Genomic DNA, 21240 nt, shown 5'->3' with positions numbered 1-21240 from the left:
CCGGCGAAGGCATCCGTACCCGTCGGCCCGGACCGAAACGCCTACCGGGCAAGCGAGTTGCCAGGAGTCCGGGTGGGTCTCAGCCCACCAGACCCAGCTCCCGGGCGATCAGCATCCGCTGCACCTCGCTCGTGCCCTCGCCGATCTCCAGGATCTTGGAGTCGCGCCACATGCGGGCGACCGGGTACTCGTTCATGAAGCCGTAGCCGCCGTGGACCTGGGTGGCGTCGCGGGCGTTGTCGACGGCGATCGTCGAGGAGTACAGCTTCGCCAGGGCCGCCTCCTTCTTGAAGGGTTCGCCGGACACCAGGCGTGACGCCGCGTCACGCCAGGCGAGGCGGGCCGTGTGGGCCTTCATCTCCATGTCGGCGATCTTGAACTGGATCGCCTGGTTGGCGCCGATCGGGCGGCCGAAGGCGCGGCGCTCCCTGGCGTACTTCACCGACTCGTCGACACAGCCCTGGGCGAGGCCCGTCGCCAGGGCCGCGATGGCGATGCGGCCCTCGTCCAGGATCCGCAGGAACTGGGCGTAGCCGCGGCCCTCCTCGCCCAGCAGGTTGGCCGCCGGGACGCGGACGTCCGCGAAGGACAGCTCACGGGTGTCCGAGGCGTTCCAGCCGACCTTGGAGTAGGGCGCGGCGACCGTGAAACCGGGGGTGCCGGACGGGACGACGATCGCGGAGATCAGCGGTCTGCCGTCCGGCTTCCGGCCCGTCACCGCGGTGACCGTGACCAGGCCCGTGATGTCCGTGCCCGAGTTGGTGATGAAGCACTTCGTGCCGTTGATCACCCACTCGTCGGTGTCCGGGTCGAGCCGGGCCGTCGTGCGCGTCGCGCCCGCGTCGCTGCCGCCGTCCGGCTCGGTCAGGCCGAACGCGCCCAGGATCTCGCCGGAGCACAGCCGCGGCAGCCACTCCCGCTTCTGCGCGTCGGTGCCGAAGAGGTGGATCGGCATCGCGCCCAGCGACACGCCCGCCTCCAGGGTGATCGCCACCGACGAGTCGACGCGGGCCAGTTCCTCCAGCGCGATGCCCAGCGCCAGGTAGTCGCCGCCCATGCCGCCGTACTCCTCGGGGAAGGGCAGCCCGAACAGACCCATGCGGCCCATCTCGCGGACGATCTCGTACGGGAACTCGTGCCGCTCGTAGAAGTCGCCGATCTTCGGCGCGACGACGTCGTGCGCGAACTGCTCGACGGTGCGCCGCAGTTCTTCCAGCTCGGGGGAGAGTCGGTGGTCCATGGCGGTCACTGCTCCTTGTGGGCCTCGCGGCCCTCTTGGCCCTGCGCGTCCTCGTGGGACAGGGCGCGGACGGTGCGGGACGGGCTGGGCCGGCCCAGCCGGCCGGCCATCCAGACGCTGGTGGCGACGAGACGGCCGAGGTCGACCCCGGTGTCGATACCGAGGCCGGTCAGCATCCACACGAGGTCCTCGGTGGCGAGATTGCCGGTGGCGGACCTCGCGAACGGGCAGCCGCCCAGGCCGCCCGCCGAGGCGTCGACGGTGGTGACGTCGTGCCGGAGCGCGGCGAGGGTGTTGGCGAGGGCCTGGCCGTAGGTGTCGTGGAAGTGCACGCCCAGCGCGCCGACGGGGATGCCCTCCTCGTCGAGCGCGGTCAGCAGTTCCTCGACGTGACCGGGGGTGGCGACCCCGATGGTGTCGCCGAGGCTCAGCTCGTCGCATCCCATGTCGACCAGGGCCCGGCACACCCGGACGACCTGGGGGACCGGGACCGCGCCCTCCCAGGGGTCGCCGAAGCACATGGAGAGGTAGCCGCGCACGTGCACCCCGCCGGCCTTGGCCCGCTCCACCACCGGGTGGAACATGGCCAGCGCCTCGTCCACCGTGCGGTTGAGGTTGGCCTTGGCGAAGGCCTCGGTGGCGCTGGCGAACACCGCGACCCGCCGCGCCCCGAGCGCCAGCGCCCGGTCCAGCCCGCGTTCGTTCGGCACGAGCACCGGCAGCTCCACCGGCAGCCCGGCGAGCATCGGGAACAATTCCTCGGCGTCGGCGAGCTGGGGCACCCACTTCGGGTGGACGAAGCTGGTCGCCTCGATCGTGGTCAGCCCGGCCCCGGCGAGCCGGTGCACGAACTCGGCCTTCACGGCCGTCGGCACGGTCGCCCTCTCGTTCTGCAGGCCGTCGCGGGCGCCGACCTCGTGGATCCTGACCCGCGTGGGCAGGCCCGGCGCGGGAACGGTCATCGGAAGTCCTCGCACGCTCATCCCTCCTCCCCGTGCGGCGCGATCACGGCCAGCACCTGGTCCATGGCCACGGTGGTGCCCGCGGTGACGTCGAGTTCGGCGACCGTGCCGGCGTGCGGGGCGGAGATGACGTGCTCCATCTTCATCGCCTCCACCACCAGCAGGCTCTGCCCGGCCGTCACCTCGTCACCGACGGCGACCTTCACCACCGTCACCGTGCCCGGCATGGGCGCGGTCAGCGAGTCGGCGCCCGCGTGCCCGGCCCCGGTCAGGGACGCGGCCACCGGGTCGTGGTCGCGCACCTGCCAGGCGTCGCCGTCGCGGCCCAGCCAGTCACCGGCCCGGTGGAAGGTGTGCCGGACGCCGTCGAGGGTGACGCCGACCTCGTCGTCGGTGACCCAGTGGGTGCCGCGCGGGGTGTACTCCACGGGGTCGGTGACCCGCAGCGGGAACGCCGGCGGCCGGTGTGCCCCGCCCAGCCGCCACCCGCTCGGCACCGAGAAGGGGTCCGTCCACCCCGTCCCGGACGGTTCCAGCGCCTCCAGCCGTACGGCCGCGGCGGCCTCGTAGACCTCCTCCGGCACCTCGGTGGGGACCAGGTCGTCCATGACCCGTTCGACCAGGCCGGTGTCCAGCTCGCCCGCCACGACCGCCGGATGGGCGAGCAGCCGGCGCAGGAACCCGGCGTTCGTCGGCACGCCCAGCGTGACCGTGTCCGCGAGGGCGGCCCGGAGCCTGCGCAGCGCCGTGGCCCGGTCGGGGCCGTACGCGATCACCTTGGAGAGCATCGGGTCGTACAGGCTGCCGACCTCGGTGCCCTCGCTCAGGCCCGAGTCGGTGCGCACCCCCTCGCCCCGCGGCTCGCGCAGCCGCAGCACGGTGCCGCCGGACGGCAGGAAGCCGCGGGCGCCCTCGCGGACGGACACCGTCTCGGCGCACACGCGGGCCTCGACGGCGTGCCCCGTGAGACGGATGTCGTCCTGCGCGTACGGCAGCCGCTCCCCGGCCGCCACCCGCAGCTGCCACTCCACCAGGTCGAGCCCGGTGACCAGTTCGGTGACGGGGTGCTCCACCTGGAGACGGGTGTTCATCTCCATGAAGTAGTACGCCTTCGGGTCCCCGCCGGGGACGATGAACTCCACCGTGCCCGCGCCCCGGTAGCCGCAGGACAGGGCCGCCTGGACCGCCGCCTCGCCCATCCCCGCGCGGGTGGTCTCGTCGAGGAGCACGCTGGGCGCCTCCTCGATCAGCTTCTGGTGCCGGCGCTGGAGGGAGCACTCACGCTCGCCCAGGTGGATCACCCGGCCGTGGCCGTCCGCCAGGACCTGGATCTCGATGTGCCGGGGCCGGTCGATCCACCGCTCGACGAGCAGCGTGTCGTCCCCGAAGGAGGCGCGGGCCTCGCGGCGGGCGGCGGCGATCTCGTCCAGGAGACCGCCCTCCTCCCGCACCAGCCGCATGCCCTTGCCGCCGCCGCCGGCCGACGGCTTGAGCAGCACGGGCATGCCGATCTCCAGTGCGGCGGCGGCCAGTTCGGCGTCGCCGAGCCCGCTGCCGCTCGACCCGGGCACCACCGGGACGCCCGCCGCCTGCACGGTCTCCTTGGCGCGGATCTTGTCGCCCATGAGGGAGATCGCCTCGGCCGGCGGCCCGATGAACACGAGCCCGGCGTCGGCGCAGGCGCGCGCGAAGCCGGCGTTCTCCGCGAGGAAGCCGTATCCGGGGTGGACGGCCTGGGCGCCGGTGCGGGCGGCGGCCTCCAGCAGCCGCTCCACCGACAGGTAGCTCTCGGCGGCCGGCGCCGGACCGATCCGGACGGCCGTGTCGGCCTCCCGGACGTGCCGCGCGTCGGCGTCGGCGTCGGAGAAGACGGCCACCGAGCGCACGCCCAGGGAACGCAGGGTGCGGATCACCCGGACGGCGATCTCGCCCCGGTTGGCCACGAGGACTGTGTCGAACATCGTCTTGAAGCCCCTCACATCCGGAAGACGCCGAACTGGGGGTCGCCCAGCGGCGCGTTGGCACAGGCGGTCAGGGCCAGACCCAGCACCTGGCGGGTCTCCAGCGGGTCGATGACCCCGTCGTCCCAGAGCCGGGCGGTCGCGTAGTAGGCGTTGCCCTGACGCTCGTACTGCTCCCGGATCGGGTCCTTGAAGGCCTCTTCCTCCTGGGCGGGCCAGTCCTGGCCGCGCGCCTGAAGCTGGTCGCGCTTGACGGTGGCGAGGACGGAGGCGGCCTGTTCGCCGCCCATCACGGAGATCTTGGCGTTCGGCCACATCCACAGGAAGCGGGGGGAGTAGGCCCGGCCGCACATCGAGTAGTTCCCCGCGCCGTACGACCCGCCGACCACGACCGTCAGTTTGGGCACGCGCGTGCAGGCCACCGCGGTGACCATCTTGGCGCCGTGCTTGGCGATGCCGCCGGCCTCGTAGTCCTTGCCGACCATGAAGCCGGAGATGTTCTGGAGGAACAGCAGGGGGATGCCGCGCTGGTCGCACAGCTCGATGAAGTGGGCGCCCTTCTGGGCGGACTCGGAGAACAGGATGCCGTTGTTGGCGACGATGCCGACCGGGTGCCCGTGGACGCGGGCGAAGCCGGTGACCAGGGTCTGCCCGAACTCGGACTTGAACTCGGCGAAACGGGAGCCGTCCGTGATGCGGGCGATGATCTCCCGTACGTCGTAGGGGGTACGGGAGTCGACCGGCACCGCGCCGTACAGCCCGTGGGGGTCGACCTTGGGCTCGACCGCGGGCCGCACCTCCCAGGGGAGCGGGCGGCGGGCCGGGAGGGTGGAGACGACGGTCCGCACGATGCGCAGGGCGTGCGCGTCGTCCTCCGCGAGGTGGTCGGTGACGCCCGACACCCGCGCGTGGACCTCGCCGCCGCCCAGCTCCTCCGCGGTGACGACCTCGCCGGTGGCGGCCTTCACCAGGGGCGGACCGCCGAGGAAGATCGTGCCCTGGCCGCGCACGATGACGGCCTCGTCGCTCATCGCCGGGACGTACGCCCCGCCGGCCGTGCACGAGCCGAGCACGGCGGCGATCTGCGGGATGCCGGCCCCGGACATGCGGGCCTGGTTGTAGAAGATCCGCCCGAAGTGCTCGCGGTCGGGGAAGACCTCGTCCTGCATGGGCAGGAAGGCGCCGCCGGAGTCCACCAGGTACAGGCACGGCAGGCGGTTCTCGAGGGCGACCTCCTGGGCCCGCAGGTGCTTCTTCACCGTCATCGGGTAGTACGTCCCGCCCTTGACGGTGGCGTCGTTGGCGACGACCACGCACTCCCGGCCGCTGACCCGGCCGATCCCCGCGATCACGCCGGCCGCGGGGGCCTGCCCGTCGTACAGCCCGTCGGCGGCGAGGGGGGCCAGCTCCAGGAACGGGGAGCCGGGGTCGAGGAGGGTGTCCACCCGGTCCCTCGGCAGCAGCTTCCCGCGCGCGGTGTGCCGGGCCCGCGCCTTCTCCCCGCCGCCCAGCCGGGCCGCGGCGAGCTTGCCGCGCAGCTCCTCGACGAGCGCGAGGTGGGCCCTCTCATTGGTCCGCCAGGCCTCCGACGCGGGATCGGCCGCGCTGGTCAGCTCCGGTGCCTGCTCCATACCTTGCGGTCCCCTCACCCAGTGGTCGACTGGTTAATGAGCGTTAACCATTTCCGTCAGGTTAACGAGCGCTAACGTGGTTGTCTAGAATTGTTTTCATGGCCACCAGAACCGACGCCCCCACCCGCCGCGAGCAGATCCTCAAGGAGGCCGCGCGGCTGTTCGCCGAACGCGGGTTCCACGGTGTCGGTGTGGACGAGATAGGGGCCGCGGTCGGCATCAGCGGCCCCGGCCTCTATCGGCACTTCCCCGGCAAGGACGCGATGCTCGCCGAGCTGCTGGTCGGGATCAGCGGCCGGCTGCTGACCGGTGCGCGGCGCCGGGTGCAGGAGGCCGACGGGGCCGCGGCCGGGACGGTCCTCGACTCGCTCGTCGAGGGGCACATCGACTTCGCGCTCGACGACCGTCCCCTGATCACCCTGCACGACCGGGAGCTGGACCGCCTCCGCGACAGCGACCGCAAGCTGGTGCGGCAGTTGCAGCGGCAGTACGTCGAGCTGTGGGTGGAGGTCGTCCGGGAGGTCTATCCGGCGCTGACGGAGCCGGCGGCCCGGTCCGCGGTGCACTCGGTGTTCGGACTGCTCAACTCCACCCCGCACCTGGGGAGGGCGGGTGGCCTCCCCGGCCGGGAGGCCACGGCGGACCTGCTGCACCGGATGGCCCGGGGCGCCTTCGGCTCGGCGGCGGCGGAGGGGGAGTAGGGGAGTGGGGGCCGGTCGGCCGCTCGGGCCGTCCGGTGCGGCGGTGGAGGAGGAGTGGGGGAGTGGGCGGAGCGGCCGGGTGGGCGGTCAGTCGCCCAGGCTCTCCAGCTCGGCGGCGTAGAGCAGGGCGGGGTCGAAGCCCATTCCGGTGAAGTGGCCCGCCAGTTCCAGCGACAGCACGCCGTGCAGCCGGGTCCAGAAGGCCAGCGCCCGGCGCGGGGCCGGGGCGGGTGCGGGGTGGCCGTCCGCCCACTGCCGGTGCTCGTCCAGGTGGGTGTCCAGCGGCGTCCGCGTCCCGTCCGCGGGCAGCTCGGCGCAGGCGTCGAGCAGACGCGCCATGATCTCGGACGCGATGGCGGTGGTGTCGTCGGGCGCGTGATAGCCCGGCACGGGCGTGCCGTAGACGAGGAAGTACCGGTGCGGATCGGCCAGTGCCCACGCGCGCAGGGCGCCCGCCAGCGAGGCGAGGTCGCCGTCGGCGGCCCGGGTGGCGTCGGCGAGGCTGCGGTAGGCGTCCCTGATCAGTTCGGTGATCAACTCGTCCCGGCTGGCGAAGTAGCGGTACAGCGCGGGCCCGCTCATCCCCAGCTGCTTGGCGATGGCGTTGAGCGACAGCGCGGACGCCCCGGCGGAGGCGATCTGCTCCCGGGCCCGCTCCTTGATCTCGGCCCGCACCTGGGCGCGGTACCGCTCCCGGGGGGTCTCGGCGCCACCGGTCCCGGCCATGGAGTGCCCCTTCCGCAGGCGGACGGCTATAGCCGCAAGAGTTCGTTAGAGGCTATCACGCAAGCCCCGCGGACCGGGCGGGCCGGGCCGGGGGTGCCCCGGGGGGCGTGATGAGCATTACCCCGCACTCACCCTGGACGCACCTCGTACTCGCCGGTACGGTGATATGAGCAAGCGCTTAGACAGGCCGAGGTACGTGGAGGTGGCGGCGTGCGCCGTACGGTGTTCAACGAGGATCACGAGGCGTTCCGGGAGACCCTTCGCGCCTTCATCGAGGCCGAGGTCGTACCCGTCTACGACGAGTGGTTCGCCGCCGGCCAGGCCCCGCGGGAGTTCTACTACAAGCTCGGTGAGCTGGGCATCTTCGGGATCAACGTCCCCGAGGAGTTCGGCGGCGCCGGCCTGGACAGCCACAAGTTCGAGGCCGTCCTGTACGAGGAGACCGCTCGCGCCGGCGTCCAGTTCGGCGGTTCCGGCGTGCACGTGCTGCTTGCCCTGCCGTACATCAAGATGCTCGCCACCGACGAGCAGAAGAAGCGCTACCTGCCGAAGTTCGTCAGCGGCGAGGAGATGTGGGCCATCGCGATGACGGAGCCGGGCACCGGTTCCGACCTCGCGGGCATGAAGTCCACCGCCAAGCTGAGCGAGGACGGCACCCACTACGTCCTCAACGGCGCCAAGACCTTCATCACCGGCGGCGTCCACGCCGACAAGGTCATCGTCTGCGCCCGGACCGCCGCCCCGACCGCCGAGGACCGCCGCCACGGCATCTCCCTCTTCGCCGTCGACACCAAGTCCGAGGGCTACTCCATCGGCCGCAAGCTGGACAAGCTGGGCCTGCGCACCTCCGACACGGCCGAGCTGGCCTTCGTCGACGTCAAGGTGCCCGTCGAGGACCTGCTCGGCGAGGAGAACAAGGGCTTCTCCTACCTCGGCCACAACCTGGCCTCCGAGCGCTGGGGCATCGCCTTCGGCGCCTACGCCCAGGCCAAGGCCGCCGTCCGGTTCGCCAAGCAGTACGTGCAGGAGCGCACCGTCTTCGGCAAGCCGGTCGCCCACTTCCAGAACACCAAGTTCGAGCTGGCCGCCTGCCAGGCCGAGGTCGACGCGGCCGAGGCCGTCGCCGACCGCGCCACGGAGGCCCTGGACGCCGGCGAGCTGACCCCCGCCGAGGCCGCCAGCGCCAAGCTGTTCTGCACCGAGGTCGCGCACCGCGTCATCGACCGCTGCCTCCAGCTGCACGGCGGCTACGGCTACATGAACGAGTACCCGATCGCCCGCCTCTACGCGGACAACCGGGTCAACCGCATCTACGGCGGCACCAGCGAGATCATGAAGACGATCATCGCCAAGGACATGGGTCTGTAAGCCGGCCGCAATTACCGCCCGGTACAACGGTCCCCATGAGCCAGGCACTACAGGATCTCCTCGATCTGCTCGATCTCGAGCAGATCGAGGAGAACATCTTCCGCGGCCGGTCCCGCTCCGCCGTCGTCCCCCGCGTCTTCGGCGGGCAGGTCGCGGCCCAGGCGCTGGTCGCCGCCGGGCGCACGGTCCCCGCCGACCGGCACGCCCACTCCCTGCACGCGTACTTCCTGCGGATGGGCGACCCCGGCGCGCCCATCGTCTACAACGTCGAGCGCATCCGCGACGGCCGCTCCTTCACCACCCGCCGCGCGGTCGCCGTCCAGCACGGCCGGCCGATCTTCGCCCTGTCGGCGTCCTTCCAGACGTACGAGGAGGGGCTCGACCACCAGGCCCCGATGCCCGTCTCCCCGGACCCGGCGACCCTGCCGACCTCCGAGGAACGCCTGCGCGGCTACGACCACCTCCCGCCGGACGTCGTCGAGCGGTTCCTGGAGGCGCGCCGGGCCATCGACCTGCGGTACGTCGACGAGCCGCCGTACGGGAAGTTCGGCGAGCCGCGGGAACCGCACAGCCAGGTCTGGTTCCGCACCAACGGCAAGCTCGCCGACGACCCGCTGCTGCACGTCGTCCTCGCCACCTACGTCTCCGACATGACCCTCCTGGACTCGGTCCTCCTCGCGCACGGCCGCGGCGGCTGGGCCGTCGGGGACGTGGTCGGCGCCTCGCTGGACCACGCGATGTGGTTCCACCGCCCGTTCCGCGCCGACGAGTGGCTGCTCTACGACCAGGAGTCGCCGTCGGCGCACGGCGGCCGGGGCCTGGGTCAGGCCCGCATCTACACGCAGGACGGACGGCTCGCCGTCTCGGTGATCCAGGAAGGCGTGGTGCGCGTCCCCCGGGAGGACTGAGGGGCACGGCCGGCACGGAGCAACGGGGCGGCGGCGAGAACACCTTCACGGTGCTCGTCGCCGCCTTTCCGGAGCGACACGCCCTAGACCAGCCCCGCCTCCGCCAGCAGGTACGCCGTCATCGGGTCGTAGTGGCGGGGGCTGAGGACGTGGTCGTCGAGGGGGACCGTCACCTGGACGGTGCCCTCGGCCTCGGCGAGGAACAGCGCCGGGTCGTTGCAGTCGGCGTACCCGACGGAGTCCACGCCGTGCTGTCCGGCGTAACCCGCCCAGCCGTGGTCGGCGACGACCAGGTCCGGCAGCGGGCGGCCCTCGCGCTCCAGGGCGGTGAGGATCGCCTTCATCGGTTCGCCCGAGTGGGTGTGCCACAGGGTGGCGCCGTGCTCCAGCACCGCCACGTCGGCGAACTGCATGACGTACCCCTCGTCCGTCCGGAGCCCGTCGGGGATGACGACGATCTCGCAGCCGGCCCGGCGCAGCGCGTCCGCCGTGGCCCGGTGCACGTCCAGCAGCCCGCCGGGGTGACCGGTGGCGAACAGCACCCGCTGCCGGTCCTCGGCCGCCTTGCGCAGCCGCCCGGCGAGCCGCTCCAGGGCGTCGACGGTGAGCTGGGGGTCGATGGTGTCCTGGCCGTAGCGGTACTCGGGGTCGTCGTTGACGCCGGCCCGCTCCGCCATCACCGCGAGCACGTCCTGTTCGTCGGTCCAGCGGTCGCCGAGCTCCAGGCCGAGCCAGAAGTTGCGGACGCCGTTGGCCAACTGGCGGTAGTGGGAGAGGTTGTTCTCGCGCGGGGTGGCGACGTCACCCGCGATACGGGTCCTCACGAGGTGTTCGACGAGCTCGGCGCGGCTGGGTGTCCCGGGTATCGGCATGGTCTCCATTGTGGGGCAGCGGCCGGTGGGAGTCCGTGGTCTCCCGGACGCTGGGACGCGGGTCACTCGCCCCGGTCCGCCGCCGGTCCGCGCCGGCGGACTCACCGTTGCCGCAGGGCGAACCACAGTTCCATCCGTACGTCCGGGTCGTCCAGGTCCGTCCCCAGCAGGGTCGCGCAGCGCGCGATCCGCTGCCGCACGGTGTTGCGGTGCACGCCCAGCGCCACCGCCGTGCGGTCCCAGCCGCCGTGCAGCGACAGCCAGGTGCGCAGGGTGGCCGCGAGGGTCTCGTCGAGGGGGGCGAGCAGCGCGCGGGCGTGCGCCTCGGCCTCGTCGGGCGGCACCAGGTCGGCGAGCGCGGGGCGCGCGCCGTGCCGGACCAGGGGCGCGCGGGTGGCGCGGGCGCGGGCCAGGGCGCGGGCCGCCCGGACGTCGGCGGCCGGCCAGTCGGCGGGGGCCGCGGCGGCGCCGACCCCCAGCGTCCATCCCCGCTGCGCGAGCGGCTCCCGCTCGCCCGACACCAGTACCCGTACGACGTCCTCCCCGAGGTCGACCAGCGGCGACCCGAGCGCGGCGCCCAGCGCGGCGGCGGCCACCGCGTCCGGCGCCCGCCCCTCGGGCCGCCCGTGCACGACCTGCCACCGCTGGCCGCCGAGCAGCGGGGCCACGGACTCCGGCGCGGCGCCGAGCAGCAGCCGTACGAGGGCCGAGGAGCGGGCCGCTTCCGAGCCGCTCCGGTGTTCACCGGTGAGCAGCGAGAGCAGGACGGCGGCGACGGAGGCGATGGTGTGGTCACCGGCCTCCCGGCGCGGAGCGGCGATCCCGAGCACGAAGCCCCGGCCGGACCCGAGGGCGTAGGCGGCGAGACGGGTGCCGCCGGTGGTGTCGGTGGCGGAGGAGGGAGCGGGGGCCGCCGGAGCGGTGGCCGTACCCGCGGGCGGCGGTCCGGCCGGCCGGACGACCCGTGCCAGCCGGGCCAGCGCCGGGCCCGCCCCGCTCTCCGGCTCCCGTCCCGCCGCCGCGACCTCCGTGCCCTCCGGGCCGTACAGCACCGCCCGGCCGCCCACCCGCCGGGCCAGCTGCCGCAGCACCGACGGCACCGGGTCCGGCCGGGAGGCGGCGGCGGCGAGGCTCTGCTGGGCCTCGGTGACCCGGCGCAGCCCGTCGTGCCGGGCCTGTGCCATGAGCTGCCAGACCGCGCGGGCCACGCCGGAGAAGGTGGTCTGCGGCGGGACCTCCAGCAGGGGCAGTCCCCGGGCCTCGCAGGCGGCGGCCAGGGCGCGCGGCACGGTGTCGTGCACCGGCGCCAGGCCGAACCCGAGGGCCGCGCCACCGGCGGCCACGATCCGCGCGACGTAGTCGTCGCAGTGGGTGTCCAGGCCGGCCGCCGCCTCGGGAAGGTGTGCCCCGGCCGTCAGCAGCAGCTCGCCGCCCAGCAGGTACGGGTACGGGTCGGCCATCTCCGAGGCGTGCGCCCCGTGGACGACGGGATCCGGCTCGCGGGGTCCGGCGATCCGGCGCAGGGCGAGGTCCTCGCGGGCCAGCAGGGCGGCGAGGGGCACGGGTGGTGTCGGCGGCACGGGTACCGCCGCGGGCTCCGTCACAGTGTGCGTTTCCTCCGGCGGGGACGGCTGCGATGGAGGAAACGTACACTTCGCCGGCGCCTTCCGGCCGTCTAGGGTCGTCCCGACCGGCTCACCGGCCCGGCACCCTGGCCCGGCACCCGAACTCGTGCCCGAACGCGCGTCCGAACGCGTTCCGGCTCGCCGGTAGAGTCGTACGCGGCAGGACAGAGCGGTACATACGCGACGACGCGTAGGAAAGCGCGTAGGAAAGAAGGCAGCAGATGAGCAGCAGCGAGACGCCCCGCGGCCCGGTCGACTCCTCGCGGGTGCCGCGGTACGCGGGTCCCGCGACCTTCGCCCGGCTGCCCCGCCTCGACGAGGTCGGCCGCGCCGACGTCGCCGTGGTCGGCGTGCCGTTCGACTCCGGCGTCTCCTACCGGCCGGGCGCCCGCTTCGGCGGCAACGCGATCCGCGAGGCGTCCCGGCTGCTGCGTCCGTACAACCCGGCGCAGGACGCCTCCCCCTTCGCCCTCGCGCAGGTCGCCGACGGCGGCGACATCGCCGTGAACCCGTTCCACATCAACGAGGCCGTGGAGACGATCGAGGCGGCCGCCGACGACCTGCTGGGCACCGGCGCCCGCCTGATGACCCTCGGCGGCGACCACACCATCGCCCTGCCGCTGCTCCGCTCGGTCGCGAAGAAGCACGGCCCGGTCGCCCTGCTCCACTTCGACGCCCACCTCGACACCTGGGACACCTACTTCGGCGCCGAGTACACGCACGGCACCCCGTTCCGCCGCGCCGTCGAGGAGGGCATCCTCGACACCGAGGCGCTCTCCCACGTCGGCATCCGCGGCCCGCTCTACGGCAAGCAGGACCTCACCGACGACGAGAAGATGGGCTTCGGCATCGTCACCTCGGCGGACGTCTACCGGCGCGGCGCCGACGAGGTCGCCGACCAGCTCCGGCAGCGCATCGGCGACCGCCCCCTCTACATCTCCATCGACATCGACTGCCTCGACCCGGCGCACGCGCCCGGCACCGGAACCCCCGAGGCCGGCGGCATGACCTCCCGCGAACTCCTGGAGATCCTGCGCGGCCTGGCCTCCTGCAACCTGGTCTCGGCGGACGTCGTCGAGGTGGCGCCGGCGTACGATCACGCGGAGATCACGTCGGTGGCCGCGTCCCACACGGCGTACGAACTGACCACGATCATGTCCCGCCAGATCGCGGAGGCCCGCGCGCAGTGACCCACGACCACGACCTGGTGCTCCGCCCGACCGCCGCACAGACGGAGGCGGCCCTCGATCCGCCGCCCGGCCGCACCGGCGGAGACCTCGTCGTGGAGACCCTGGCCGGGCTCGGCGCGACCACCGTCTTCGGGCTGCCCGGCCAGCACGCGCTCGCCGTGTTCGACGCGCTGCGCCGCTCCGACCTGCGCTACGTCGGCCTGCGGATGGAGAACAACGCCGGCTTCGCGGCGGACGCGTACGGCCGCGTCACCGGCGAGGCGGCGCCCCTGCTGCTGTCCACGGGGCCGGGCGCGCTGACCTCCCTGGCCGCGCTCCAGGAGGCGGCGGCGGCCTCGGCGCCCGTGCTGGCGATCAGCAGCCAGATCCCCACCCGTGGGCTGGGCGGCGGCCGCCACGGCTATCTGCACGAACTCCCCGATCAGGCGGCCTCGTTCCGGGGGGTGGTGAAGTCGGTCCACACCGTCCGCGCCCAGTCCCAGATCCCCTCCGCGCTGCAGGAGGCCTGGAAGTCGGCGCTGACCGCCCCGCACGGACCGGTCTGGGTGGAGATCCCGCAGGACGTGCTGCTGGCGGAGACGGCCCTCCCCGTGGTCACGGCAGGCGACGCCTTCCCCGAGGAACTGCCGCCGCGCCCCGAACTGACCGCGGTCGCCGCCGACCTGCTGGCGAAGGCCGCCCGCCCGGTGATCGTCGCGGGCGGCGGGGTCGTCCGCGCGGACGCCTCGGGCAAGCTGCGCAAGCTCGCCGAGCGGCTCGACGCCCCCGTGGTCACCACCTTCGGCGGCAAGGGCGCCTTCCCCTGGACGCACCCCCTCTCCCTCCGGTCCTGGCTGGAGGACCGCCACACCACCGACTTCCTGGAGGACGCGGACGTCCTGCTGGTGATCGGCTCGGGCCTCGGCGAACTCTCCTCGAACTACCACACGTTCACCCCGCGCGGCCGCGTGATCCAGATCGAGGCCGACCTCGGCAAACTGGAGTCCAACCACCCGGCCCTCGGCATCCACGCGGACGCCCGCCTCGCGATCCAGGCCCTGCTGGAGACCGTCCCCGAACGCACCGACCCCACCGCGCCCGAGCGGGTCCGCGCGCTCCTCTCCCGCGTGGCGGAACGCCTCGCGTCCCAGGAACTGGCCCTGGAGCAGCAGGTGCTGGCCTCCGTCCGCACCGCGCTCCCCGCCGGCTCCCCGTCCTTCTGGGACATGACGATCCTGGCGTACTGGGCGTGGTCGGCCTTCGACCCCAAGGGCTCCAACCACATGCACTCCGCCCAGGGCGCGGGCGGTCTCGGCTACGCCTTCCCGGCGGCCCTCGGCGCGGCGGTGGCCGACCCCACCCGGCCGGTCCTCGCCGTGTCCGGCGACGGCGGCGCCCTCTACTCGATCGCGGAACTGGCCACGGCGAAGCAGTACGACCTGAACGTCACCTGGCTCGTCGTCGACGACGGCGGCTACGGCATCCTGCGCGAGTACATGACCGAGTCCTTCGGCGGGACCACGGCGACGAAGACGACGGAGCTGACCGGCCCGGACTTCGCGGCCCTCGCCGAGTCCTTCGGCGTCCCGGGCGTGCGGACGTCCCCGCAGGCCCTGGCGGCCGACCTGGCGCAGGCGCTGGCGTCCCCCGGCCCCTCGGTGGTGGTCCTGCCGGCCCGGCTGCGGATGTTCGCCCCGACCCACCTGGGCTGACGACAGCGGCCGGCCGGGACGGTGCCCCCGTCGCGGTGCGGGAGCCCCGACGCCGATCACCCATCCGGACACCGGTCCCGTGGGAACCTGTCAGAGCACGGTGAGCGGGCGGGGCGGGACGGGCGCGGGGTCGCCGCGAGCGCCTCGATCCGCGACGCCGTCGCTGTGACCGCTTCCGCCCACTGAGAGTCCCGCAGTGCCCGTGCCGCCGCGGAGTCCGGAGTCCTGGCAGTGATTTTCGACGTCACCCGCGGCGAACTCGTCGACGTCTTCGGCGAGGACCGGCTCGCGGCCGTCCCCGCCACCGCCTTTCCGCCCGCCGCCGCGGACACCGAGGGTGCCCGCCTCCTCCAGACCGTCGGCGTCCCCACCGGAACGCTCCTGCTGCGCCGGCCCGACGAGGACGACGGCCTGCTTCCCCTCGTCCGGGACGTCCTCCCCGTCGAGGACTTCGAGGACGCCGCGGAGGGCGCGGGTGACTGGCCCGTCATCGGCTGGCTGCTCAACGCGCACCTCGCCCTCGACCCCGTGTCCGGCAAGGTGCACGCCTTCGACCCCGACGAGGAGACCGTGCGGGAACTCCACACGGACGTCTCCTCCCTCGTCCAGGTCACCCTCCGGTTCCAGCGCCTGCTCGAAGAGTTCACCTTCGGCGGCGGCGACGCCGACGAGGAAGCCGACTTCGAGCGCCTGGACGGCGAGGTCGGCCGCATCCGTGAGGAGACGGGCGGCATCGACCCGCTCCCCTTCCGGGACGACGAGACCGTCTGGTCGGTGGTGGCCGACGAGATCGCCATGGGCCGACGCTTCACGGGCAACAGCCCGGGAGCCCGTTCGCTCCACGGGTGACCGCCCACCGACGCCGTCCACGCACCGCACGGTCCGCACCACACGGTCCGCGCCGTGCGGGACACCGCCCCGGGCCCGGCCACGGGAACGCCGTGACCGGGCCGGGCCCCTGCATCAGCTGCCGCGGAAGGCGCCGAACGCCGCTAGGGCGTGTCTGACAATTCCCGTCGGGCGCGCGACGCCTGGCACGGCACCTCGCCGCGTTGTCGGATCACCCGAGTACATCCAGTACACGGGCGATCCTCCGCCTTGCGATGCACCGCACCAGACGCCGCGCACTGATCCGACGCGAATTGTCAGACACGCCCTAGTTCCGGTACCGGAACACGATCCGGCCGCGCGTCAGGTCGTACGGCGGGAGTTCCACCAGGACCCGGTCCTCCAGCATGATCCTGATGTAGTTCTTGCGGATCTTCCCGCTGATGTGCGCGAGCACCTGGTGGCCGTTCTCGAGCTCCACGGTGAACATGGCGCTGCGCAGGCACTCGACGACCCTGCCCTCGACCTCGATGACGTTCCTGCTCCTGGTCATCGCACCAGCTCCAGGTTGCTGCTCGCCGGACGGGCGCCGGTGCCCTCGAACAGTGCCGAGGCCGCCCGGTTGGACTCGTCGACCTCGGCCCAGGCCGCGGGGGACCCGGAGCGGTGCAGCGTTTCCAGCGCGTGGGCCAGCAGCGCCCGCGCGATGCCGCGGCGCTGCTCGCCGGCCCGGACCGCGATCAGCCCGATGCGCGGCCGCTTCGCCCTCACCACCCGGATCAGACCCAGGTAGCGGTCCGGCGCCGCGGCCACCGCGTACTTCGACGGGTCGACGATGGTGTCGCCCCGGGGACGGGGAACCACTTCCGCGGGCATCGACTGCCACCCGACGGCCGCCTCGACCTCGTCACGGATCGCGCGGTCCACCGCCCGCAGCAGGGTCTCGTCCGCCTGACCGGCGGGCACGATCGTCACGCCCGGAGGCGGCAGGACTGCTCCGAGCCCTGTGACCCGCGGGTCGGTCGGCACGACGTACTCCCACTCGCGGCGCCGGATCGTGAAACCCGCCCGCCGCCAGCCGGCCGTCAGTTCGGCGTCGGCCTCGTCGACCACCGTGTACAGCGGTGCCGGCAGTTCCGCCCGCATCGCCTCGGCGAGCCGGTCGAAGGCGGCGTCGTGCCAGGCGTCGATGCTGACGAACAAGCGCCCGTCGGGCCGGTGTTCGGCATGCCCGCGGCCGACCACCAGGTCGTCGTCCAACGCATGCCATTGCCGGTCCGCGACGCGCGTGATCAGCACCGCGTTCTCGCTCGGGCCGGCGGGGAAAGATTTCGTGTCCATCGGAGTCTCCTTCCAGGAGTGCCTCGATCTCAGGCGCTCCTGGCGACACCGGACGTCAGCCGCCGGACCGTGACGGGTTGGGGGAGCACCCACGGGTAACTGTGTTCACGGGGGCTCACCTCCATACGACGACTTCACGGTCCGCCCCGAAAGTAGCAGCGGGGCGCCGCCTCGCTCAAACGCTTTTCCGCGCGCCCCCGTCGGGGAGGGGAACGGGGCGACGGCAGCGGCCGGCCGCGGGAACGGACCCCGCGGCCGGCCGTGACGAAGCGGAACCGACCACCTACCAGATCGCCTCGACCCACTCCGGGTGGTCGATGAACGGGTTGCGGTTGTGCTGGTAGGTGTCGTAGATGACCTGGTTGCGCTTCTCCTCGAAGGCGCTCGGCGGGTCCTGCTCGTTCCACTGCTTGAGGACCGAGAGCTTGCCCATGTAGGGGTTGCTGCCGTTGTTGACGCTCTCGTTCGGTTCGAGGTCGGCGAAGCCGTCGCCGCCGTCGTAGCGCACGGCCATGTAGAGGATCATGCGGGCCACGTCGCCCTTGTCCGCGTCACGCGGCTCGAAGGAGTCGGAGTCCGTGAGGCTGCCGCCTCCGCCGCTGACCGTGCTGCCGCCGTTGTCGAAGTCCTTGTTGCCGCGGATGCTGTTGACCTGGACGTCCGCCGGGCGCAGGTGGTGCAGGTCGGTGCCGGGACCGGTCACCTCGCCGAAGTCGCCGTGGGACTTGGCCCAGGTGTGCTCGCGGTTCCAGTCGCCAAGGTCGCCGCCGTTGAGGGACTTGCTGCGCGAGACACCGCTGTACAGCAGGATCACGTTGTTGCTGTTGTTCGGGTCCTGGTCGGTGACCTTCAGCGCGTTCCAGACCGCGGAGTACGAGATCTTCGTCTGGGGCGTGATGATCGTGTGCAGCGAGGACTTCAGGCTCGCACCCGTCTTGCCGACCGCGTTCTTGTAGTACGTCGAGTCGTACGCCGTCGTGGTCGCCGCGGCGGGGGTCGCGGTGAGCGCGGGCACGGTGAGGCCGACCAGGACGGCGGTGGTGGCGAGCGCCACCGGCTTCCAGCGGCGTATGCGTGTCGTCAGCATGTGGGGAGTCCGATCTACGCGTGTTGAGGGGAGGCGGCAATCGGGAGAGTGACATGCACATGCGGTCAAGGCAATGAATCTGACATGTCGATCAGATGACGGGAACCGGCAAATTACCCGTTGTCTACGCGAGTTGATGGCGCAAAACAGCCCCTGACGGGTGGTCAGGGGCTGTTTTGCGCCTGTGAGCGACCGATGTGCCGTCGACGTGCGGTCAGTTCACGTCCGACGGGTCCAGTCGGTAGACCGTCGACTGGCCGCTCTGCGACGAGGACGAGGACGAGGTGCCGGAGCCGGAGGTGTCAGAGGTGTCGGAGGTGCCGGAGCCGGAAGCGGCCGCCGAGCTGTAGTCGCTCTCCTCCACCGCCGTCCCGTTCTTCTGCACCCACTCCGTCACCTCGGAGCTGGCCGTGGAGCCGCCGCCCATACCGCCTCCCATGCCGCCGCCGAGCTGGATGTAGTGCAGCTCACCCTTCCTCACCAGCTCCTTCAGCCTCGCCAGCGTCATCGCGTTGTCGGAACCTGACCAGCCCCACATGGAGATCACCGGCTCACCGCTGCTGAGGACGAGCTGTGCGGCGGACTGCGAACTCGACACCGCCAGCAGCCACTTCGCGCCGTCCTGGTGCTCCTTCAGGTAGGAGAGCAGCTCCGTGCTCGCGCCGCCGCCCGCGCCGCCCATGCCGCCGCCCGCGCCGCCTCCCATGGCGCCGCCGCCGGGGCCGTCGCCCGTACCGGTGCCGCCTTCCGGGGTGGTGCCGCCCGGTGCCGTACCGCCGTCGGCCGCGGTGCCACCGGGCGGCGTACCGCCGGGCTGCCCGCCGCCCCCGGGGAAGCCGCCGGCCCCGCCGCCCGCCTGCCCGTCGGTCTGGCCGCCCGCCTGCTCGCCGCCGGCGCCCGGGAAGGCGCCCCGGCCGCCGCCGGGGCCTCCGCCGCCGAAGCCGCCGCTCCCGGTCGTGGGACCGGCCGTCGGGTTCGTACCGCCCATCCCGCCGCCCGAACCGGACGGCACCGACCAGGCGTACGCCGCCGGACCGGCCACCGACGCGACGACCGCCGCGGCCACCGAGGCCGCCAGCAGGCGGGCACGGTGGCCCGAGCGGAAGACGAACAGCCCCACGACCGCGAGCGCCATCACGACCCCGATGACGGGCCACAGCCACGTGTTCCAGCCGGAGGCCCGGCGCAGCAGCACGATCGCCCAGACGGCCGTGATCCCGAGCGCGAGCGGCAGCACCCACACCCACCGCTTCTCGGTGCGGAAGGCCCGCAGCAGCATCAGGCCGCCGCCCCCGCACAGTGCCGCGATGCCCGGGGCGAGGGCGGTCGTGTAGTAGGGGTGCATGGTGCCCTCGGCCAGGGCGAAGGTGAGGTAGTGCAGGGCGGTCCAGCCGCCCCACATCACCAGCGCGGCACGGGTGAGGTCGGTGCGCGGGGCGCGCCCGCACCGGACGATGCCGCCGACGGCGGCGATCGCCGCGAACGGGATCAGCCAGGAGATCTGGCCGCCGAGGACGTCGTTGAACATCCGGCCGATGCCGGCGGTCCCGGAGAAGCCGCCGCCCCCGCCTCCGCCGCCCCCGCCGTTGCCCTCGCCGCCGAAGACCCGGCCGAGGCCGTTGTAGCCCATGATCAGGTTCCAGGCGGTGCCGTCGGTCGAACCGCCGATGTAGGGCCGCTCGTCGGCCGGGACCAGGGAGACGGCCGCCGCCCACCAGAAGCTGGAGACGGCGAGGACCACGGCCGCGGCGGCCAGGTTGACGAGCCGCTTCACCAGCTTCGGCTTCGCCGCGTACAGGTAGACCGCGAAGACGGCGGGCAGGGCGATGTAGCCCTGGAGCATCTTGGTGTTGAAGGCGAGGCCGAAGCAGGCGGCCGAGCCGAGCAGCGGCAGCAGCCTGCCGTCGCGCACCGCCCGCAGGGCCAGCGCGGCGCCGCCCGCCATCAGGAACACCAGCAGGGTGTCGGGGTTGTTGTCCCGGTTGATGGCCACGGTGATCGGGGTCAGCGCGAGGACCAGCGCGGCGACCGCCGCCGCACCGTGCCCCCAGACCCGCTTCACGCTCGCGTGCAGGATCCAGATCGTGCCGAGGGCGGTCAGGATCATCGGCAGCATCATCTGCCAGGTCCCGAAGCCGAACACGCGGCAGGACAGGCCCATCACCATCAGGGCGAACGGCGGCTTGTCGACGGTGAGGAAGTTCCCCGCGTCCAACGAGCCGAAGAACCAGGCCTTCCAGCTCTGGGTGCCGCTCAACACGGCGGCGCTGTAGAAGCTGTTGAGCCCGGAGCCGGAGAGGTTCCAGGAGTACAGCACCGCCGCCAGCACCAGGATCGCGAGCAGCGCGGGGAGCGACCAGCGCGGTGCCTCGTCCGGCGGGGGAGCCGGGGTGGACGCCGGGTCCGCGGCGGGCGGCGGCCGGTCGGTGGACACGGTCGGGTGGGGGAGATCGGTGGCAGATGTCACCAGTCCACCGTGCAGAGCGCCGATGGGAGGGGGCTGTGCCCAGCCTGGTCGCAGCCTGTGAGCGGCCGGAGGAGCGGCCGGAGGAGCGGCCGGAGGAGCGGGCGGAGGAGCGGGCGGAGGAGCGGGCGGAGGAGCGGGCGGAGGAACGGCCGGAGGAGCGGGCGGAGGAACGGCCGGAGGAACGGGCGGAGGAACGGCCGGAGGAACGGGGGAGCGGGTCCGGCGGGCGGCACCCGGCCGGGATGCCGCCGGAAGGCGCCGGCCGCCCGGTCGCGTCACCCCAAGAGCGCCCCGAACTTCTTCTCGTACACGGCGATCTGCTTCTCACGTCCGGCGATGAAGGCGTTCTCCTCGCCCGGCTCCATCGTGTTGCCGGGCATGTTCGACGGAAGGAGGTCCGGCAGGTCGCGGAACACCTCGGCCGCCGCCGCCCACCGCTCTCCGCCGTGGCGCCTCGCGTACGAGAGGTTCTTCATCACGGCCCCCAGGTCTTCGGCCAGGAGGTGGGCGGGGACCTTCTTCCCGCGGAAAGCACTCTCCTCGGGAGCCTTGGTCCCGGGCACGGCGAGGCGGCGCAGCACCCACAGGGCGGCGCTCAACTGTCCTGCCCTGAAGTGCCTGTTCGGTGTCTCGGTCGGCATG

The 21240-nt window shown here is 73.0% G+C and carries 18 protein-coding genes; 6 read left to right on the top strand and 12 right to left on the bottom strand.

What is annotated here, in order from left to right:
• Positions 1-79: 79 nt before the first annotated feature.
• From ACH4N1_RS03675 to ACH4N1_RS03660, 4 genes are read right to left on the bottom strand one after another with little or no spacing between them, the layout of a single operon-like run.
• Positions 80-1240 carry an acyl-CoA dehydrogenase family protein gene (locus tag ACH4N1_RS03675; RefSeq protein ID WP_398094244.1) on the bottom strand — a complete coding sequence of 387 codons (1161 nt, stop codon included), beginning with the start codon at positions 1238-1240 and terminating at the stop codon, positions 80-82.
• 5 nt (positions 1241-1245) lie between these two features.
• Complete coding sequence (locus ACH4N1_RS03670) at positions 1246-2223, bottom strand: hydroxymethylglutaryl-CoA lyase (RefSeq protein WP_398094243.1); 978 nt, start codon at positions 2221-2223, stop codon at positions 1246-1248.
• On the bottom strand, positions 2220-4163 hold the full coding sequence (locus tag ACH4N1_RS03665; protein ID WP_398094242.1) for an acetyl/propionyl/methylcrotonyl-CoA carboxylase subunit alpha: 1944 nt from the start codon (positions 4161-4163) through the stop codon (positions 2220-2222). The genes ACH4N1_RS03670 and ACH4N1_RS03665 overlap by 4 nt, the downstream gene beginning before the upstream one ends.
• 14 nt (positions 4164-4177) lie before the next feature.
• Positions 4178-5794 carry a carboxyl transferase domain-containing protein gene (locus ACH4N1_RS03660; protein ID WP_398094240.1) on the bottom strand — a complete coding sequence of 539 codons (1617 nt, stop codon included), beginning with the start codon at positions 5792-5794 and terminating at the stop codon, positions 4178-4180.
• Positions 5795-5892: 98 nt separating this feature from the next.
• Between ACH4N1_RS03660 and ACH4N1_RS03655 the strand changes: the two genes are divergently transcribed.
• On the top strand, positions 5893-6495 hold the full coding sequence (locus tag ACH4N1_RS03655; protein WP_398094238.1) for a TetR/AcrR family transcriptional regulator: 603 nt from the start codon (positions 5893-5895) through the stop codon (positions 6493-6495).
• Positions 6496-6582: 87 nt separating this feature from the next.
• Here ACH4N1_RS03655 and ACH4N1_RS03650 read toward each other — a convergent pair whose 3' ends face one another.
• The gene (locus tag ACH4N1_RS03650) at positions 6583-7221 is read right to left on the bottom strand and encodes a TetR/AcrR family transcriptional regulator (protein ID WP_398094237.1); all 639 of its coding nucleotides are present in this window, start codon (positions 7219-7221) and stop codon (positions 6583-6585) included.
• A gap of 210 nt (positions 7222-7431) precedes the next feature.
• Here ACH4N1_RS03650 and ACH4N1_RS03645 point away from each other — a divergent pair, with 210 nt between their 5' ends.
• Both ACH4N1_RS03645 and ACH4N1_RS03640 read left to right on the top strand, forming a co-directional pair.
• Complete coding sequence (locus tag ACH4N1_RS03645) at positions 7432-8589, top strand: acyl-CoA dehydrogenase family protein (RefSeq protein WP_398094236.1); 1158 nt, start codon at positions 7432-7434, stop codon at positions 8587-8589.
• Positions 8590-8624: 35 nt separating this feature from the next.
• Entirely contained in the window at positions 8625-9497 is an 873-nt protein-coding gene (locus ACH4N1_RS03640; protein ID WP_398094234.1) for an acyl-CoA thioesterase, read from the top strand.
• Positions 9498-9580: 83 nt separating this feature from the next.
• On the opposite strand, the gene ACH4N1_RS03635 is transcribed toward ACH4N1_RS03640, so the two are convergent.
• The gene (locus tag ACH4N1_RS03635; RefSeq protein ID WP_398094232.1) at positions 9581-10369 is read right to left on the bottom strand and encodes a phosphatase; all 789 of its coding nucleotides are present in this window, start codon (positions 10367-10369) and stop codon (positions 9581-9583) included.
• A gap of 101 nt (positions 10370-10470) precedes the next feature.
• Positions 10471-11973: a helix-turn-helix domain-containing protein gene (locus ACH4N1_RS03630; protein ID WP_398094231.1), complete on the bottom strand. Its 1503-nt coding sequence runs from the start codon at positions 11971-11973 to the stop codon at positions 10471-10473.
• Between the two features lie 242 nt (positions 11974-12215).
• Between ACH4N1_RS03630 and speB the strand changes: the two genes are divergently transcribed.
• The 3 genes from speB to ACH4N1_RS03615 all read left to right on the top strand — a co-directional run bounded on the left by speB (position 12216) and on the right by ACH4N1_RS03615 (position 15724).
• On the top strand, positions 12216-13184 hold the full coding sequence (gene speB, locus ACH4N1_RS03625) for an agmatinase (protein WP_398094230.1): 969 nt from the start codon (positions 12216-12218) through the stop codon (positions 13182-13184).
• On the top strand, positions 13181-14875 hold the full coding sequence (locus tag ACH4N1_RS03620; RefSeq protein WP_398094229.1) for a thiamine pyrophosphate-binding protein: 1695 nt from the start codon (positions 13181-13183) through the stop codon (positions 14873-14875). Before speB ends, ACH4N1_RS03620 begins: the two co-directional genes overlap by 4 nt.
• A gap of 231 nt (positions 14876-15106) precedes the next feature.
• Positions 15107-15724, top strand: coding sequence for an SUKH-4 family immunity protein (locus ACH4N1_RS03615; RefSeq protein ID WP_398094227.1), 618 nt, complete (start codon positions 15107-15109; stop codon positions 15722-15724).
• Between the two features lie 307 nt (positions 15725-16031).
• Here the strand turns inward: ACH4N1_RS03615 and infA are convergent, their stop codons facing one another.
• From infA to ACH4N1_RS03590, 5 genes are all read right to left on the bottom strand, one after another.
• The gene (infA, locus tag ACH4N1_RS03610) at positions 16032-16256 is read right to left on the bottom strand and encodes a translation initiation factor IF-1 (RefSeq protein ID WP_398094225.1); all 225 of its coding nucleotides are present in this window, start codon (positions 16254-16256) and stop codon (positions 16032-16034) included.
• The gene (locus tag ACH4N1_RS03605; protein ID WP_398094223.1) at positions 16253-17044 is read right to left on the bottom strand and encodes a GNAT family N-acetyltransferase; all 792 of its coding nucleotides are present in this window, start codon (positions 17042-17044) and stop codon (positions 16253-16255) included. The genes infA and ACH4N1_RS03605 overlap by 4 nt, the downstream gene beginning before the upstream one ends.
• A gap of 283 nt (positions 17045-17327) precedes the next feature.
• Positions 17328-18131 (bottom strand): endonuclease I family protein, encoded by an 804-nt coding sequence (locus ACH4N1_RS03600; protein WP_398094221.1) that lies wholly within the window; start codon positions 18129-18131, stop codon positions 17328-17330.
• 214 nt (positions 18132-18345) lie between these two features.
• A complete protein-coding gene (locus ACH4N1_RS03595) occupies positions 18346-20598 on the bottom strand; it encodes a glycosyltransferase family 39 protein (protein WP_398094219.1) in 2253 nt (750 codons plus the stop codon).
• A 275-nt stretch (positions 20599-20873) separates the two neighbouring features.
• Entirely contained in the window at positions 20874-21239 is a 366-nt protein-coding gene (locus ACH4N1_RS03590) for a hypothetical protein (RefSeq protein WP_398094218.1), read from the bottom strand.
• Position 21240 lies beyond the last annotated feature (1 nt).

Source organism: Streptomyces sp. NPDC017202 (assembly GCF_044331705.1).
Taxonomy (GTDB): Bacteria; Actinomycetota; Actinomycetes; order Streptomycetales; family Streptomycetaceae; genus Streptomyces.
Note: the sequence above shows the minus strand (reverse complement) of the source record. Positions and strands in the feature narration are given on the sequence as shown.